This window comes from Actinoplanes solisilvae (assembly GCF_003999975.1).
GTDB lineage: Bacteria > Actinomycetota > Actinomycetes > Mycobacteriales > Micromonosporaceae > Actinoplanes > Actinoplanes solisilvae.
In genome coordinates, this window is sequence record NZ_RJAC01000014.1 from 113,921 (window position 1) to 128,537 (window position 14,617).

At 72.7% G+C, this 14,617-nt stretch carries 13 protein-coding genes; 6 read left to right on the forward strand and 7 right to left on the reverse strand.

The window, feature by feature from the left end; all coding sequences use genetic code 11:
- Nucleotides 1–2,592: a winged helix-turn-helix domain-containing protein gene (locus EER30_RS29530; RefSeq protein ID WP_127503906.1), complete on the reverse strand. Its 2,592-nt coding sequence runs from the start codon at nucleotides 2,590–2,592 to the stop codon at nucleotides 1–3.
- A gap of 280 nt (nucleotides 2,593–2,872) precedes the next feature.
- On the opposite strand from EER30_RS29530, the gene EER30_RS29535 reads away from it, so the two are divergent.
- The 3 genes from EER30_RS29535 to EER30_RS29545 are packed head-to-tail and all read left to right on the forward strand — an operon-like array spanning nucleotide 2,873 to nucleotide 5,039.
- Nucleotides 2,873–3,133 carry a DUF8691 family protein gene (locus EER30_RS29535; RefSeq protein ID WP_240670382.1) on the forward strand — a complete coding sequence of 87 codons (261 nt, stop codon included), beginning with the start codon at nucleotides 2,873–2,875 and terminating at the stop codon, nucleotides 3,131–3,133.
- A gap of 56 nt (nucleotides 3,134–3,189) precedes the next feature.
- Nucleotides 3,190–3,423 (forward strand): hypothetical protein, encoded by a 234-nt coding sequence (locus EER30_RS29540; protein ID WP_127503907.1) that lies wholly within the window; start codon nucleotides 3,190–3,192, stop codon nucleotides 3,421–3,423.
- On the forward strand, nucleotides 3,420–5,039 hold the full coding sequence (locus tag EER30_RS29545) for an MFS transporter (RefSeq protein ID WP_127503908.1): 1,620 nt from the start codon (nucleotides 3,420–3,422) through the stop codon (nucleotides 5,037–5,039). Before EER30_RS29540 ends, EER30_RS29545 begins: the two co-directional genes overlap by 4 nt.
- A 27-nt stretch (nucleotides 5,040–5,066) precedes the next feature.
- Here EER30_RS29545 and EER30_RS29550 read toward each other — a convergent pair whose 3' ends face one another.
- From EER30_RS29550 to EER30_RS29560, 3 genes are all read right to left on the reverse strand, one after another.
- Entirely contained in the window at nucleotides 5,067–5,336 is a 270-nt protein-coding gene (locus EER30_RS29550) for a hypothetical protein (RefSeq protein WP_127503909.1), read from the reverse strand.
- Between the two features lie 87 nt (nucleotides 5,337–5,423).
- Complete coding sequence (locus tag EER30_RS29555) at nucleotides 5,424–6,299, reverse strand: NmrA family NAD(P)-binding protein (RefSeq protein ID WP_127503910.1); 876 nt, start codon at nucleotides 6,297–6,299, stop codon at nucleotides 5,424–5,426.
- On the reverse strand, nucleotides 6,296–7,573 hold the full coding sequence (locus EER30_RS29560; RefSeq protein ID WP_127503911.1) for an FAD-binding oxidoreductase: 1,278 nt from the start codon (nucleotides 7,571–7,573) through the stop codon (nucleotides 6,296–6,298). The genes EER30_RS29555 and EER30_RS29560 overlap by 4 nt, the downstream gene beginning before the upstream one ends.
- 67 nt (nucleotides 7,574–7,640) lie before the next feature.
- On the opposite strand from EER30_RS29560, the gene EER30_RS29565 reads away from it, so the two are divergent.
- Entirely contained in the window at nucleotides 7,641–9,182 is a 1,542-nt protein-coding gene (locus EER30_RS29565) for a bifunctional AfsR/SARP family transcriptional regulator/alpha/beta hydrolase (protein WP_164842521.1), read from the forward strand.
- Here the strand turns inward: EER30_RS29565 and EER30_RS29570 are convergent.
- Both EER30_RS29570 and EER30_RS29575 read right to left on the reverse strand, forming a co-directional pair.
- Complete coding sequence (locus EER30_RS29570; RefSeq protein ID WP_127503913.1) at nucleotides 9,179–9,769, reverse strand: DUF5666 domain-containing protein; 591 nt, start codon at nucleotides 9,767–9,769, stop codon at nucleotides 9,179–9,181. The genes EER30_RS29565 and EER30_RS29570 overlap by 4 nt on opposite strands.
- Nucleotides 9,770–9,801: 32 nt before the next feature.
- Nucleotides 9,802–10,815: an efflux RND transporter periplasmic adaptor subunit gene (locus tag EER30_RS29575; RefSeq protein ID WP_127503914.1), complete on the reverse strand. Its 1,014-nt coding sequence runs from the start codon at nucleotides 10,813–10,815 to the stop codon at nucleotides 9,802–9,804.
- A gap of 131 nt (nucleotides 10,816–10,946) precedes the next feature.
- On the opposite strand from EER30_RS29575, the gene EER30_RS29580 reads away from it, so the two are divergent.
- Nucleotides 10,947–11,354: a VOC family protein gene (locus tag EER30_RS29580; protein WP_127503915.1), complete on the forward strand. Its 408-nt coding sequence runs from the start codon at nucleotides 10,947–10,949 to the stop codon at nucleotides 11,352–11,354.
- Here the strand turns inward: EER30_RS29580 and EER30_RS29585 are convergent.
- The gene (locus EER30_RS29585) at nucleotides 11,351–12,130 is read right to left on the reverse strand and encodes an LLM class F420-dependent oxidoreductase (protein WP_127503916.1); all 780 of its coding nucleotides are present in this window, start codon (nucleotides 12,128–12,130) and stop codon (nucleotides 11,351–11,353) included. The genes EER30_RS29580 and EER30_RS29585 overlap by 4 nt on opposite strands.
- 93 nt (nucleotides 12,131–12,223) lie before the next feature.
- Between EER30_RS29585 and ligA the strand changes: the two genes are divergently transcribed.
- Complete coding sequence (gene ligA, locus EER30_RS29590) at nucleotides 12,224–14,341, forward strand: NAD-dependent DNA ligase LigA (RefSeq protein ID WP_127503917.1); 2,118 nt, start codon at nucleotides 12,224–12,226, stop codon at nucleotides 14,339–14,341.
- Nucleotides 14,342–14,617 lie beyond the last annotated feature (276 nt).

A 14,617-nucleotide genomic window follows, 5' to 3' on the forward strand; every position in this document is an offset into this window, starting at 1 on the left:
TCAGACGATTCCGAGCTCCCGGGCCCGGCGTACGGCTTCGTTGCGGCGGGAGGCGGCCAGTTTGCGCAGGATGCTGCGGACGTGGGTCTTGATCGTGTTCACCGACAGGTACATGGTGTCGGCGATCTCCTCGGTGCCCATCATCGCGGCCAGATGGCGCAGCACCTCGAGTTCGCGCTGGCTGAGCGAGTCGACCACGATCGGCTTGTCAGCCGGCGGGGTCAGCGACTGGTATTCGGCCGCCAGTTCACCGTCGTTGCGCAGCACGTGACGAATCCACGAGCCGGCCTGGTGGAAGACGCGCCGATAGCCGTCCGCGGCGGCGAGTGCCAAGGCCTGTTCCAGCGCGTCGCGCACCATGCCGGCGTCGCCGCTGCGGCCCGCGGCGACCGCCAGGATCAGCCGCGCCTCGATCATGAGGGGCGTGGGCAGGCCGGTCACCGCGACCACCGGCAGCACCACCTCGATGGCCCGCCCCGGGTCCCCGCTCGCGACGAGCGCGGCGGCGCCGACGACCGAGGCCTCGACCGGCTCGGACGGGGCCAGGACGCGGGCGGCGGCCAGCGCCTCGTCCGTACGCCCGGTCGCCACGTCGAGGCGGGCCGCCTGCAGCGCGATCCGCCGGGCGAGCCAGTCGGGCATGTCGGCGGGCCGGGCCGGGGCGAGCGCGGCGACGGCGCCCGGCAGGTCCCCCCGGCCGCTGAGCAGCCGCGACCGGACGAGGGCGATCGCCACCGCGGTCATGACGTCGTCGACACCGGCCGAGGCCGCCTCGGCCGCGCGGAGGTGACGCCAGGCGTCGGCCACGTTCCACCGCTCGGTCGCGACCCAGGCGAGCACCGCCGAGGCGGCGACCGAGGTGCGGGGTGACGTACGAGACCGGTGCCCGGCGAGCTGGGCGGCGTGGGCCGCCGCGGCGTCCGCGTCCCGCAGCCGGCCCTGGAACGCATGGGCCAGCCCGAGCTGCTCCAGGCCGGCGAGCCGGAGGTCCTCGCCGCCGCCGACGTCGTCGGTCAGGGTCGTGACGGCCTCGGCCAGCGCCCCCGACCGGCCCTGCGCCGTCCCCTTGGCGACCCGCACGATCGCCCGCAGTTCCGGATGGGCGGCGAGCCGGTCGGGAGGAACCCGGGCCAGCATCGTCTCCGCCGTCGCGGCGGCGATCATCGCTCCCTCGTCGTCGTGGCGCATCGTGGCGGCCACGGCCGCGAGCAGCGCCACCGTGAGGCGCAACGGCGGCGACTGCTCCGGGCATTCATGGCGAATGCGGCTCAGGTATCGCACCGAGGCCTCGGGGTCGGTCGCCGCCAGCGCCTCCGCCGCGAGCACGGCGTTCGCCTCGGCGCCCGCCGTTTCCGCCGGCATCTCCTGGAACGACCGGGCCAGCCGGTCCCCGTCCACGCCGGCCAGCAACCGGCTGATGCCGAGGTCCTCGACCACGAGCGTGCAGGCGCGCGGCCAGTCTTGAGACGCGATCGCGTGCCGGGTCGCCGCGGCGATGTCGCCGTTGGCGAGGTACCAGTCGGCCGCCCGTCGATGCAGCTCCGCGGGCAGATCCGGCTGTTCGTAGGCCAGTTGCGCCCGCAGCAGCTCGGCGAAGAGCCGGTGGAAACGATGCACGGCGGAGCGGGCCGCCACGGGCTGGACGAAGGCGTTGGCCCGCTCGAGCACGGCGATGACGTGGCGGGCGTCGCCGCGCTGGATCAGCGTCTCGGCGAGTTCCACGGTGAATTCGTCGACGACGCTGGTGCGCAACAGGAAGTCGCGGACCTCGGGCGGCTGGGCGGCGAGCACCTCGCCGAGGAAGTACTCGGCGATGTCGGCGTCGTCCCCGGCGATCGTCGCCACGAGTTCCTCGGCGTGCGCGCTGCCCTGCATGGCCAGGGCGAAGAGCCGCAGGCCGGCCGCCCACCCCTCGGTCCGGTCGAGGAGCGCGCCGATCGCCCAGTCCGGGAGCTCCACCCCGTGCCCGGCCAGCAGGTTGGTCGCCTCGGCGGGGGTGAAGGCCAGGTCGCCGCCGCGCAGCTCGCCGAGGTCGCCGGTCAACCGGTAGCGGTAGAGGGGCAACGGCGGATCCCACCGGCCCACCAGAATCATCCGCAGATGGTGTGCGGCGTGCCGGAGCAGGGCGTCGAGGTCCTCGGCCAGGCGCCGGTCGGCGAGCACCGACACGCTGTCGAGGACGAGGACGATCGGCTCGGGCTCGGAGGCGAGATCGGCGGCCAGCCGGGCCAGCAGGGGCCGGTCGAAGGCACCGGTACGGGCGGCCGCGTCGATCAGCGGGGACAGCGGGACACCACTGCGGCGCAGCCCCTCGGCCAGGTACGGCCAGAAGACCGCCGGATCGTTGTCGCTGTCCTCCAGCGTGATCCAGATGACCGGCCCGGGCGCGGCGCCGGACGCCACCCACGACGCGGCCAGTTGCGTCTTGCCGCATCCGGGCGGCCCCGTCACCACGGTCATCGGATGGCGCACGGCCTGGGTCAGCCGATCGAGCAGGCGCTGCCGGTCGACCGTGAACGGCGGCGCCTCGGGCACGGCCAGCTTCGAGGCGAGCAGGGCCCGGCCGTCTCCTGTCCCGGTATCGCTCGTCACGGCATCGCCTCGCTACCACTAGCGTCCAGCGTCTGAGCAGGCGCGCATCGGCCGACGCCCCTGACCAGCGAACCGCGGACCCGCGGGCCTGCACATCGTCCACACTGGGTGAGTGACTCACCGGTGCTCGCCGGCCCCGTCAGAAACCCGAAAAAGGCCTCAAAAACGCACGGTGCGCGCCCAGGTGACGACGTTGAGTGACGCCGAGCCGGCGGGAGAGGTGCGCCGACCATCCGCGGCGGGCGATCCGCCCACCTTCCGGCCGGCGCACGCTGGGCTGATGAACCCGCCTGCCGAGCGGCCCGGATCCTCGCCGATGCGAGCCCTGTACCAGCTACGGGTCGCCGGACCCCTTCCCGAGGACCTCGTGCGAGACCTCGAGGGCCTGCGCATGTCGGTGGAGCCCGCGGAAACGGTTCTGTACGGAACCCTGGCCGACCAATCCGCCCTTTTCGGCCTGCTGACCCACATTCACGATCTCGGGCTTCAGCTCCTGGAGGTACGCCGGATGACCGGCCCGGATCCGACGGAGAGAGGCTGACCGGTGCAACGACCACCGGCCCTGGTGATCCCATGCGTCACACGTATCGAATCCGGGTGTCGAACCGGCTGGGCCCGGCGCTGTGCCGCTCCTTCGCCGGCATGCGAGCCGTGGTGATCCCCCGGCACATCGTGATCGAGGGGTGGCTGTCCGCGGCGGAGTTCCGCGCCCTGCTGAAGCGCGTCGACGAGGTCGGCGGCCAGATCGTCCACGTCGACTGCACGACCGGCAGCGACCCGGGGAAAGAGCCGCCTGAGCGACCCAGCCCGGGAGGAGATCGTCGCCCATGACCCACACTGCACCGCCGGTCGGCGAACGGACGGCGTCCGGCTCGGGCACCGTGCTGCTCACTTTGGCGTCCGGACAGTTCCTGATGGCGCTGGACAGTTCGGTGATGAACGTGTCGATCGCGACCGTGGCCGACGACCTGGGTACGACGGTGACCGGCATCCAGACCGCGATCACCCTCTACACCCTGGTCATGGCCTCACTGATGATCACCGGCGGCAAGATCGGGCAGATCCTGGGCCGCAAGCGCGCGTTCGCCGTCGGCTGTGTGATCTACGGCGGCGGCTCGCTCATCACCGCGGTCGCGCCGAACCTCGCCGTGCTGCTGATCGGCTGGTCGGTGCTCGAAGGCGCCGGCGCGGCACTCATCATGCCCGCCATCGTCGCGCTGGTGGCCTCCAACTTCAGCCGCGCGGGCCGCCCACGCGCCTACGGTCTGGTCGCGGCGGCCGGTGCGATCGCGGTCGCGGTCGGCCCGCTGATCGGAGGGCTGCTCACGACGTACGCGTCCTGGCGCTGGGTCTTCGCCGGGGAGGTGGTCATCGTCCTCGGCATCACCGTGCTGGCCCGGCGGATGGCCGACGTTCCGGCCGAACGCGACGCCAATCTCGACCCCTTCGGTACGGTGCTGTCGGCGGCCGGGCTGGGGCTGGTCGTGTTCGGCGTCATCCGGGCCGGGGCGTGGGGTTTCGTCAGCCCCAAACCCGGCGCACCCGGTTGGTTCGGCCTCTCCCCCGTGCTCTGGCTGATCCTCGGGGGCGGGCTGGTGCTGCTCGGCTTCCTGCACTGGGAGCGCCGGCGCCTGACGATCGGGGCGGCGGTGCTGATCGACCCCGCGATGCTCGGCAACAAACTGCTCCGGGGCGGTCTGACCTCGTTCTTCTTCCAATACCTGCTGCAGGCCGGGCTGTTCTTCGTGGTGCCGCTGTTCCTGTCCATCGCGCTCGGCCTGTCCGCCGTCGGCACCGGACTGCGAATCCTGCCGCTCTCGATCGCCCTCCTGGTGGCCGCCGTCGGCATCCCCAAGCTCTTCCCGGACGTCTCGCCCCGCCTGGTCGTCCGGCTGGGCTTCCTGTCGCTGTTCGTGGGCGTCGTGTGGCTGGCCGCCGCCCTCGACGCGGGCGTGGGCGCCTCGGTCGTCACCTGGCCGATGCTCTTCGCCGGGCTCGGCGTCGGCGCGCTGGCGTCGCAGCTCGGCAGTGTCACCGTGTCCGCGGTGCCCGACGAGCAGAGCGCGGAGGTCGGCGGCCTGCAGAACACCGTCACGTTCCTCGGCGCCTCGATCGGCACCGCCCTGGCCGGAGCCGTGCTGATCTCCGCCCTGACCTCGTCGTTCTTCACCGGCATCCGGGACAACCCGGCGGTCCCGCCGCAGCTGTCGTCCCAGGCGGAGGTCAAGCTGGCGGGCGGCGTCCCGTTCATCCCGGACGATCAGCTCGACGAGGCGCTCACCGACGCCGGCGTCACCGACGCGGCGAAGGCCGGCGTCATCGAGGAGAACCAGGCCGCGCGCCTCAGCGGTCTCCGGGCGGCACTCGGCGTCCTGGCGGTCATCGCGCTGGTCGCGCTGTTCTTCGCCCACGGCATCCCCCGGCGGCAACCGGGAGATGCCCCATGACCGGGGGCGAGCCCTCGGCGGGTTACCTCAGCGGGTGGCCTCGGGGCGGCTGTGTTCCTGCCAGGCGCCGATTCCGGCCGCTGTCGCCGACCGGGCCTGCTGCCACCGGCGGCCCGCGGTCACCCGCGGCGGCTCGGCGAGATCAGCGACGTAGCGGCGGGAGGCCTGCACGACCACGAGGACGCCGATCGCCGCTCCGGCCATGCCGGCCAGCCACGCGGCGCCGAGAAGCGCGACGCTGCTGAGGGCCAGCCGGCGATCGACGTACGGGGCCGGGGTGTTGGCGTCAACGGCCATCTCTGCCTCCTGGAAAGGTCGTAACGACGACCCGGCTGTCGTTCGCAGCCGGGAATGTCACGGTCCCGCACGACGCCGTCCCCGTCGTCACCCGATCCGGGTGACCGTCCGCTGCCCGGCGGGCCCGAACGCGGCGGCATGGTCGCGGGCGAAGGCGCTCACGTCGCGGGGCGGCCGGCCGGTCAGAGCTCGTACGTGGTCGGTGGTCTTCTCGAAGGCACCGGCTCGGATGAGGGCGAAGACGCCGGACAGGTGGGTGGCCAGCCAGCCGGGCAGGCCGGCGCCCTCGAACCGGGGCCGCGCCTCGGCCTCGGTCAGGTCCATCGAGCGGACGGGACGGCCGGTGGCGGCCGACAGAGCCGCAGCTACGTCGTCGAACGTGACCGCGGAAGGACCGGTCAGGTCGTGGACGCGGTTGGCGGGGCCGCCGGCCAGCAGCGTCGCGGCGGCTGAGGCGGCCACGTCGCGGGGGTCGATCATCGCGACGGCGCGGCGGGCGGTCGGGGCGGGCAGCACGCCGGTGCTCGCCACGGCGTCGGCGACCATCAGGAGGTTGGTCATGAAGAACGTGGAGCGCAGGATCACGAAGGGGACGCCCGAGCGGCGCAGATGGTTCTCGATCTCGCCGTGCCAGCGGAACGGGGGCAGGGGCGACGCGGGGTCGGCGTGCTGGGCGGAGAGCTTGACGATCAGCGAGACTCCGGCCTCGGTGGCGGCGTCGATCACGGCGGTTTCGTGGGCTACCTTGCTCGGGCCGTCGGGGGCGCTCAGATAGACGCGGTCCACGCCCCGCATGGCACGCCGCACCGAGGTTTCGTCGTCGAGGTCGCTGGTCGCGATCTCGACGTCGGCGAACACCGCTGATGCGTCTCGCGCGAGGACTCGTACGAAGGCGTTGGGCAGTTGATCGACGACGTGGCGGCCGACCGAACCGGTCGGGGTGGTGACGAGGATGCGGGTCATTTCGGGTCCTCCGGTGGGATGTTGTGGCCTAGGTGGAAGAAGTTGGTGGGGTCCCAGACGCGTTTGATCGCGGCCAGGCGGGCGTAGTTCTGCGGGGTGAAGGCCGTGGCTGTTCGCGCCGGGTCGGTCAGCAGGGTCAAGAACGAGCCCCCGCTTCGGTACGGGTCCAGGCGCGCGACGAGGCGGTCGAGAACGATGTCGGCGGCGGGAAGGCCCGGCGCGACGGCCATGACCGAGAAGGGCACGTCGCGATGACCGGCCGGGCCGTCGCCGTGAGCCATCGCGCCGCCCCAGTGCCGCAGCTCGACGAATGCCGATGGGGAATCGGGGGCGCCGGCCTCGACGATCGCGTGCAGCGCCTCGTCGGGCAGGTCGTGGAACATCTCGATCTCCTGGCGGACGGCCATCGGGGGTGCGTCGGGGCCGTTGGTGGCGTCGCTGGCCTGCGGGAACGAGCGCATCTCGAAGGTGTCGAGCAGCGGCGGGCCGGCCGCTTCGAGCAGCGGCGCGAGAATCCGGCGGCCGTCGTCGCCGAGGTGGAACGCGCGGATGGCCAGCACGCGGTGGCCCGAGGGCGGCAGCCGCAGCAGGAGCACGGCGGTGTTCATGGCCTCGGGCTCGTCCAAGGCCCATTTCCGGTACGCGTCGAGGACGTCGAACGCCCGCTCGATCGGATGGAACGACATGCCCGAGAAGACCCGTGGCACCTCGTACAGCCGGAACTCGAGCGATGTGACGAGGCCGAAGTTGCCGCCCCCGCCGCGCAGCGCCCAGAACAGGCCGGGATGTTCGTGCTCGCTCGCGGTCAGTTCGTCGCCGTCAGCCGTGATCACGTCGGCGCTGACAACGCTGTCGGCGGCGAACCCGAACGTCCGCGACAGCCACGACTGGCCACCACCCAGGGTGTAGCCGGTGACGCCGACCGTGCTGCAACGGCCCGCGAGCCCGGCCAGGCCGAAGCGCGCGGCGGCCCGGTTCACGTCGGCCCACACCGTGCCGGGGCCGACCCGGGCCGTACGCCTTCGCGGGTCGATCTCGATGCCGGTCAACGCGGTCGTCTTCAGCAGCAGGGCACCGTCGGCCGGGACGATCATGCCGTGGCCGGTCGCCTGCACGGCCAAGGGCAGGTCGCGTTCGCGGGCCGTCAGCACGGCGGTCCGTACGTCGTCGGTGGTCTCGGCCGCCGCGATGAGCGCCGGGCGGGGGTCGAAGGCCCGTTGCCAGCCGAGCCGGTGTTCGTCATAGCCCGGGTCACCCGGGCGGTAGGTGAGCATGGGTCCGAAGCTAGGGAGCGGACGGAGCGTTCTGGATGTGCTCCGGATGTGGTCCTACGCTGGGCCGATGATCGTGCGGGTGCTCGGGACGGCCGGCGGCGACAGCCCCGGGCTGGAGCGCAAGGCTCGCGAGATCCTGAGCATCCTGACCGTACGGTCCCCGGCCGCGGTCACGCTGGACGACCTCGCCGAGCTGCTGTGGGACGATCCGCCGCCCTCGGCCGTGAAGACGCTGCGCGCCCATCTGTCCCGGATCAGGGCGGCGCTGCGGGCTTTGTCGCCCGATGCGCGGGTCGAGCGGGTCGGGCGCGACGGCTACCGCCTGGCCGTGAAACCTTCGATCACCGACGTGGGTCTCATCGCCGAAGCCCGGGAACACGCGCGGCGGCTGCCCCCGCAGGAAGCCGCGGCGGTGCTGGCTCGGGCGCGGGAGTGGTGGCGGGGCGATCCGGAACTGCCGGACACGGCGGCCGCGGCGGCGCTGCGACGAGGGCGGCGTCAGGAACGGCGGCTGCTCGTGCAGGAACACCTCGGCGCGGTGGCGGCGGGCGACGAACCGGCGGCGGCGCTGCCCGAGCTGGAACAGTTGACGACGGCCGACCCGCTCGACGAACCGCTGTGGGTGATCTATGTGCGGGCCCTGCACCGGGCCGGCCGGCAGAGCGCGGCGCTGCGGGCCGCCGCCGACGCGCGGGCGGCACTGGTCGAGGTCGGGCTCGATCCGTCCGCGGCGCTGCGGGAGGCCCAGGCCGAGGTGCTACGCCCGGTTCCCTCGTCGCCGCTGGGCGCCGTGGTGGTGCGCTACGCGACGGACGAGGACGGCTCCACGGCGTACACCCGGCTCTCGACCCGGGGGCGGGAACTCGTCGTCCTCAATCCGGGGATGCTGACCATCGACGGTCTGCTCGACGGGGTGCACGCCCGCGCGGCGCTGTCGTTTCTCGCCGAGCACGCCACCGTCGTGTGCCTCGACCGGCGCGGGATCGGGCTGTCCGACCCGCTGGATCCCCGGCGGGCCCCGCTCGATCAGTGGGTCGCCGACGTGCGCCGGGTGCTCGACGCCCTGGCGATCGAGCGGGCCGACCTGTTCGCCAACTTCGACACCGGGCTCGTGGCGCTGGAGTTCGCCGCCCGGCATCCCGAGCGGGTTCGCTCGCTGGTGCTCGCGCAGTGCTACGCGCGCTACATCCGGGGGGACGACTATCCGTACGGGCTCGACAGCAGCACCACCGAGTCCCTGATCCGCGACACCGTCGATCCGGCGCGAGGGGTCGACTCGGTCGCGATGGCCGCTCCGAGCGTGGCGGCCGACGACGCGTTCCGGCAGTGGTGGAACCGGCTGGGCCGCCGCGCCGCGGGTCCCGCGGTGGCGGTCGCGGTCCGCACCGTGGCCACCGGCACCGACCTGCGCCATCGCCTGCCGCGGGTGACCGCACCCACGCTCGTCGTGCACCGCCGGAACTGCCTGAACGTGGACGTCGGTCACGCGTCCTACCTGGCCGGCCACCTGCCGCACGCCACGCTGCGGATCACGCCGGGAACCGACGGCCTGTGGTTCACCGACGGGCCGGACCTGCTGCGCCACGCCATCGATTTCCTGGGGCCCTAAGAGGCGGTCACTGTGGTGGCGGTGAGGCTGCCGTCGGGGTCGGTGCGGCCCTCGACGGTGATCGGCTGGCCCACGGTGAGGCCGGCCAGGGTGGTCGGCTTCTGGATCTTCGTGGTCTCGGCGATCTTGATCGTGATGGTGGTGCCGGTGGCAGTCTCGACGGCCATCGAGGTGCTGGTGATCATCTTGAGGGTGCCCGTGGTGGGGGCGGCGGGTTCGAGGCCGGCCCTTGCCACCATGGTCGGTTGCGCGGGTGGTTCGGCACCCCACTTCTGCTGGGTGAGAACGCCGGCGAGGAAGCCGACGACCGGCAGGGCGACGGCCAGCAGCACCGGGGTCGCCCTGTTCCACCAGCGCCAGGGCTCGCCGGCCGGAACCATCGTGACCACCAGTGGCGCGACGGGGATCGTCTCGGCCGGGGTCGCGTTCCGGTCGGCCTCACCGGTGTCCGGCTCGTCCTGGCCGATCCGCTCGCCCGCGTCCGGCGTTTCCTCGCCGCGCGGCCCGTCGCCGGCCGGGGTCTCCGCCGGCTCATCCGGCGGCGGCGTGAGGACGTCCGTGGGGTCGTCGGTCTCGGTGTTGTTCATGGGGGATTCCTGTTCGTCGTCAGGCCGGCGGCTCACGGCGGTCCGCCCGCGGGAAGGACGACCTGCTCCCCCACGGAGAGACCAGACTTGATCTCGTACGTCTCGACGCCGCGCACCCCCACCCGGACCGCGCGCCTAGCGGTCGTCCCGTCGTGGTTGCGGACCACCACGGAGTGCTGGTCGCCGTCGGACGTGACCGCCGCCGAGTCGACGATGACCGCGCCGCGGACCGTGCCGGTGGCCACCGTGACCCGCACGCTCTGTCCCGGGCGGGCGGCGGGCGGCGGGTTGTTGAGGCTGACGGTGGCGCCATAGGTGACCACGCCGTTGGCACTCGTCCCGGCCGGGTTCAGCGACAGCACCCGCCCGGTCGACTCGGCGCCGGTCAGCGCGCTCCACACGACGGTCGCCGGCAACCCGACCCGGAGCCGGGCGGCGTCGGCCTCGCCGAAGTTCGCGGCCACCCGCAGCCGGGTCAGGTCGGCCAGTTCCACGAAGCCGGGCGCGTCGTCCCCCTCGGCCGACGCCGAGTCGCCGAGGGTGCCGTTGACGGCGACGACCGTGCCGGCCATGGGCGCGGTCAGATCGGTGCCGGTCACGGCCGCACGGGCGTTGGTCGCCACCATCCGCGCCTGCGTCACCGCGTTCGTCGCGACGGTCAGGTCGGCGCCGGGGACCGTACGGGCCAGCGCGAGAGCGTCCTCGGCGGCCTTCTCGAGGGCCTCGGCCAGCGCCAGGTCGCGCCGGGCGGCCGCCGGGTCGAGCTTGGCCAGCACCTGCCCCTTGGTCACCTTGTCGCCGACCTGAACCGCGATCGCGGCGACCGTACCGGGCTGGGTGAAGGCGGCGGTCGCGGTCGAGGCGGCGTGCACGGTGCCGTCGGCCTGGGCGGTCGCGGTGATGGTGCCCCGCGCGACGGCGGCGACCGTCGTCGCCGAGGCCGGGGTGGTCTTCGTGTCGCGTACGAGCGTCACCGACCAGGCCGCCGAGGCGATGACGAGAGCCGCGAGCACGAGGTTGACGAGCAGGGCCGGAAACCTACGCACACCTCATGATCGCCGGTCGGAACTCGCGACACTGGCAAATTGGAGGTTTCCTGAGTCTTCGGGAACGCCGCCGCCACCTCAGCGCTGAAGGTCATCATCACGCCCACCTGAACCTGTGCCATGGTGGCGTCATGAACAACACGGGTGGGGCACGGCAGTTGCGGTTGATCGTCGAGGTGGAGGACTACGACGCGGCGGTGGCGTTCTTCCGGGACTCGCTGGGGCTGCCCGAGGAGGCGGCCTTCAGCGGGGACGGCGACGAGCGCGTGATGATCCTGGACGCCGGACGGGCCACGCTCGAGCTGGCCAACCCGGCCCACCACCGCTACGTCGACGAGGTCGAGGTGGGCCGGCCGGTGGCGCCGCGGTTCCGGATCGCGTTCGAGGTCGCCGACGCCGCCGCGGCCACGGCTTCGGCGGTCGCGGCGGGCGCCCAGGTCGTCGCGCCGCCCACCGAGACGCCGTGGCGGTCGCTCAACGCGCGGCTCGACGCGCCGGGCGACCTGCACGTCACGCTCTTCGAAGAGCTCGACAGCTAACCGTTGACCTCGTCGCGCCAGGAGAGCCAGGCCCGCAGGTCGCTGAAGTCGTAGCCGGGGCCGCCGGCGCTGACCGTGAACAGCGAGGCGCCCGACTCTCGCAGGCCCGGGCCGACTTCGTAGGGGTTTCCGCGTACGGCGGTGGACACCTCGATGTCGGCCGGGTCGCGATTCACGTCGGCGCAGTGCCGCCGCAGGATCTCCATCTTGCGGCCGATCGTCGCCGCGTCGCCGAAGCTGTGCCAGATGTCGGCGTGCTTGGCCACCAGGCGCAGCGTCTTCTTCTCGCCCCCGCCGCCGATCAGCACCGGGATCTTCCGGGTCGGCGGCGGGTTGAGCTTGGCCCACCGGTCCTCGATGCGGGGCAGTGCGCCGGCCAGATCGTCGAGGCGGCCGCCGGCCGTGCCGAAGTCGTAGCCGTACTCCTGATAGTCCTTCTCGAACCAGCCCGAGCCGATGCCGAGGATCAGCCGGCCGTCGCTGATGTGGTCGACCGTGCGCGCCATGTCGGCCAGCAGGTCGGGATTGCGATAGCTGTTACAGGAGACCAGGGCGCCGATCTCGACGTGGGTCGTCTGCTCGGCCCACGCGGCCAGCATCGTCCAGCACTCGAAATGCAGGCCCTCGGGGTTGCCGCTGAGCGGGAAGAAGTGGTCCCAGTTGAACAGGACGTCGACCCCGAGCTCCTCGGCCTGCGCGGCGGCGCGACGAATGCTGCGGTAATCGGCGTGCTCGGGCTGAAGCTGCAACCCGACGCGAACCGGCCTCAAAGTCATGATCCAACTCTAGTCGTCCCGCCGCTGACAGTTCTTGTCGTACCGGGCCTGTAGAAAGAGAGCGTCCGCGAAGCACGAGGAAACGAGTAGGTCATGTCCGAGGCAGTCTCCCCCGTCGTCGACGCCGCCCACGCCGAGCCCTTCACCGGCGAGGGTGACTACCGGGCCGCGGTCGAGCGCATCCGGGAGGCCGCGTCGGCCTACTACGAGGGCACCGACCTCGCGATGGACGACGCCACCTACGACGCGCTGATCGCCCGGGTCACGGTGACCGAGTCGGCGCAGCCGGGCTGGGCCGTGGCCGACTCGCCGGCCCAGGTGGTCGCGGCCGGCGGCGGGGTCGTCGGCGACGTCGAACACAGCACCCCGATGCTGAGCCTGGCCAACGTGTTCGACGCCGACGAGCTGCGCGCGTGGGCCGCCCGGCTCGACCGGGTCCTCGGTCACCCGGCCCGCGGCTACACGGTCGAACCCAAGATCGACGGCATGGCGATCGCCGCCCGCTACGTCGACGGCGCGCTCGTGCAGGTCGCGACCCGCGGCGACGGCCGCGCCGGGGAAGACGTCACCGCCCAGTCCCGTGCCGTGGCCGGTCTGCCCGGGGCGCTGGCCCGGCCGGTGACCGTCGAGGTGCGCGGCGAGGTCTTCATGACCGACGACGACTTCGCCCGGGCCAACGAGCTGCGCACCGCCCACGGCGGGCAGCCGTTCGCCAACCCGCGCAACGCCGCCGCCGGCACACTGCGCGCGCAAGACCGGGCATACGAGGCCCCGCTGTCCTTCCTGGCCTATGCCGTGCACGACCTGCCCGGCGGCGAGGGGCTCACCCACGCCGGGGCGATGGCCGCCGTGGCCGAGCTGGGCGTCGCGACGACCGCGGGCTCGCCCACCGGCATGCCGCTGTGCTCGACGGTCGACGAGCTTCTGACCGCCATCGCCGCGCTCGGCGCCGCCCGGGGCGGGCTCGGCTTCGCGATCGACGGCGCCGTGATCAAGGCAGACGACCCAGCCGACCGCGACGCGGCGGGCTCCTCCAGCCGGGCGCCGCGCTGGGCGATCGCCCACAAGTTCCCCGCCGACACCCGCACCAGCAAGCTGCTCACGATCGAGGTGCAGGTCGGCCGCACCGGCGTGATCACCCCGGTCGCCGTGCTCGAGCCGGTGCAGGTCGGCGGCGTCGTGGTCACCTCGGCCACCCTGCACAACTTCGACGACCTGGTCCGCCGCGACGTGCGCGTGGGCGACACCGTGTTCGTCCGGCGGGCCGGCGAGGTCATCCCCGAGATCACCGGGGCCAAGCTCGACGAGCGCGCCGACGACGCCGAGCCGTTCACGCCGCCCGCGGTGTGCCCGCGCTGCGGCGGCGACATCGACCGCTCCCAGAAGCGGTGGCGCTGCGTGCAGGGCCGGGCCTGCGGCGCCGTCGAGTCGCTGGCCTACTTCACCGCCCGCGACTCGATGGACATCGAAGGCCTCGGCGACAAGGTGATCCGCGCCCTGGTCGCCGCCGACCTGGTCACCGACCCCGCCGACCTCTACGACCTCGACGTCGAAACTCTCGAGAAGCTCGAGCGGCTGGGCCGCACCTCCGCGACCAAGCTCGTCGCGGCCATCGACGGCAGCCGCACCCAGCCGATGTCGCGCGTGCTCACCGGCCTCGGCGTCCGCATGACCGGTCGCTCCATGTCCCGGCGTCTCGCCCGCCACTTCGGCACGATGGAGGTGCTGCTCGCGGCAACCGTCGAGCAGCTGCAAGAGGTCGAGGCGGTCGGCCCCGAGCGCGCGGCGACGATCCACGCCGAGCTGGTCGAGCTGTCCCCGGTGATCGCCAAGCTGACCGAGCGCGGCATCAACATGGCCGAGCCCGGCGTGACGCCGTACGAGGAACGGGCCGCCGCGACCGAGGCGCCGGCCGGCGAGCGCCTCCCACTGGTCAAGGAGGACGGCAAGCCGATGAGCGTCGTCGTGACCGGCTCGGTCCCCGGCCTGACCCGCAACGAGGGCAACGAGGCCGTCGAGCGCCTGGGCGGCAAGTCGTCCGGCTCCGTCTCGAAGCGCACCGACCTGGTCGTGGTCGGCGAGGGCGCCGGCTCCAAGGCGGCCAAGGCCGAGGAACTGGGCGTCCCGGTAATGCCCTCCGACCGCTTCGCCGCCCTACTGGCCGCCCACGACGCCGGCGACCAACCGTCCTGGCCAGACTTTCAGGGCTGATGCCGCCGTCGCGCCGGGCCGGCTGCCACGCACCTGGAGCGGCCACCATGCTCTACGGCATCGCCGATGCTCGAGGCAGCACTGCCCATCGGCGTCGTTTGTTCCTCGTCACATTCGGCGGCCCCGAAGAACCCTCTTAACTGCTATATAGCAGATGGCTACACGGCAAGAAGGCCTGGCACCATCTCGCGCCTTTACCCTCTTGATCGATGAATGTGCACAGCTCAGGGCCATGATTTATTTGTGATGAATGCCGGCGGACGGAGGCGCCCGACG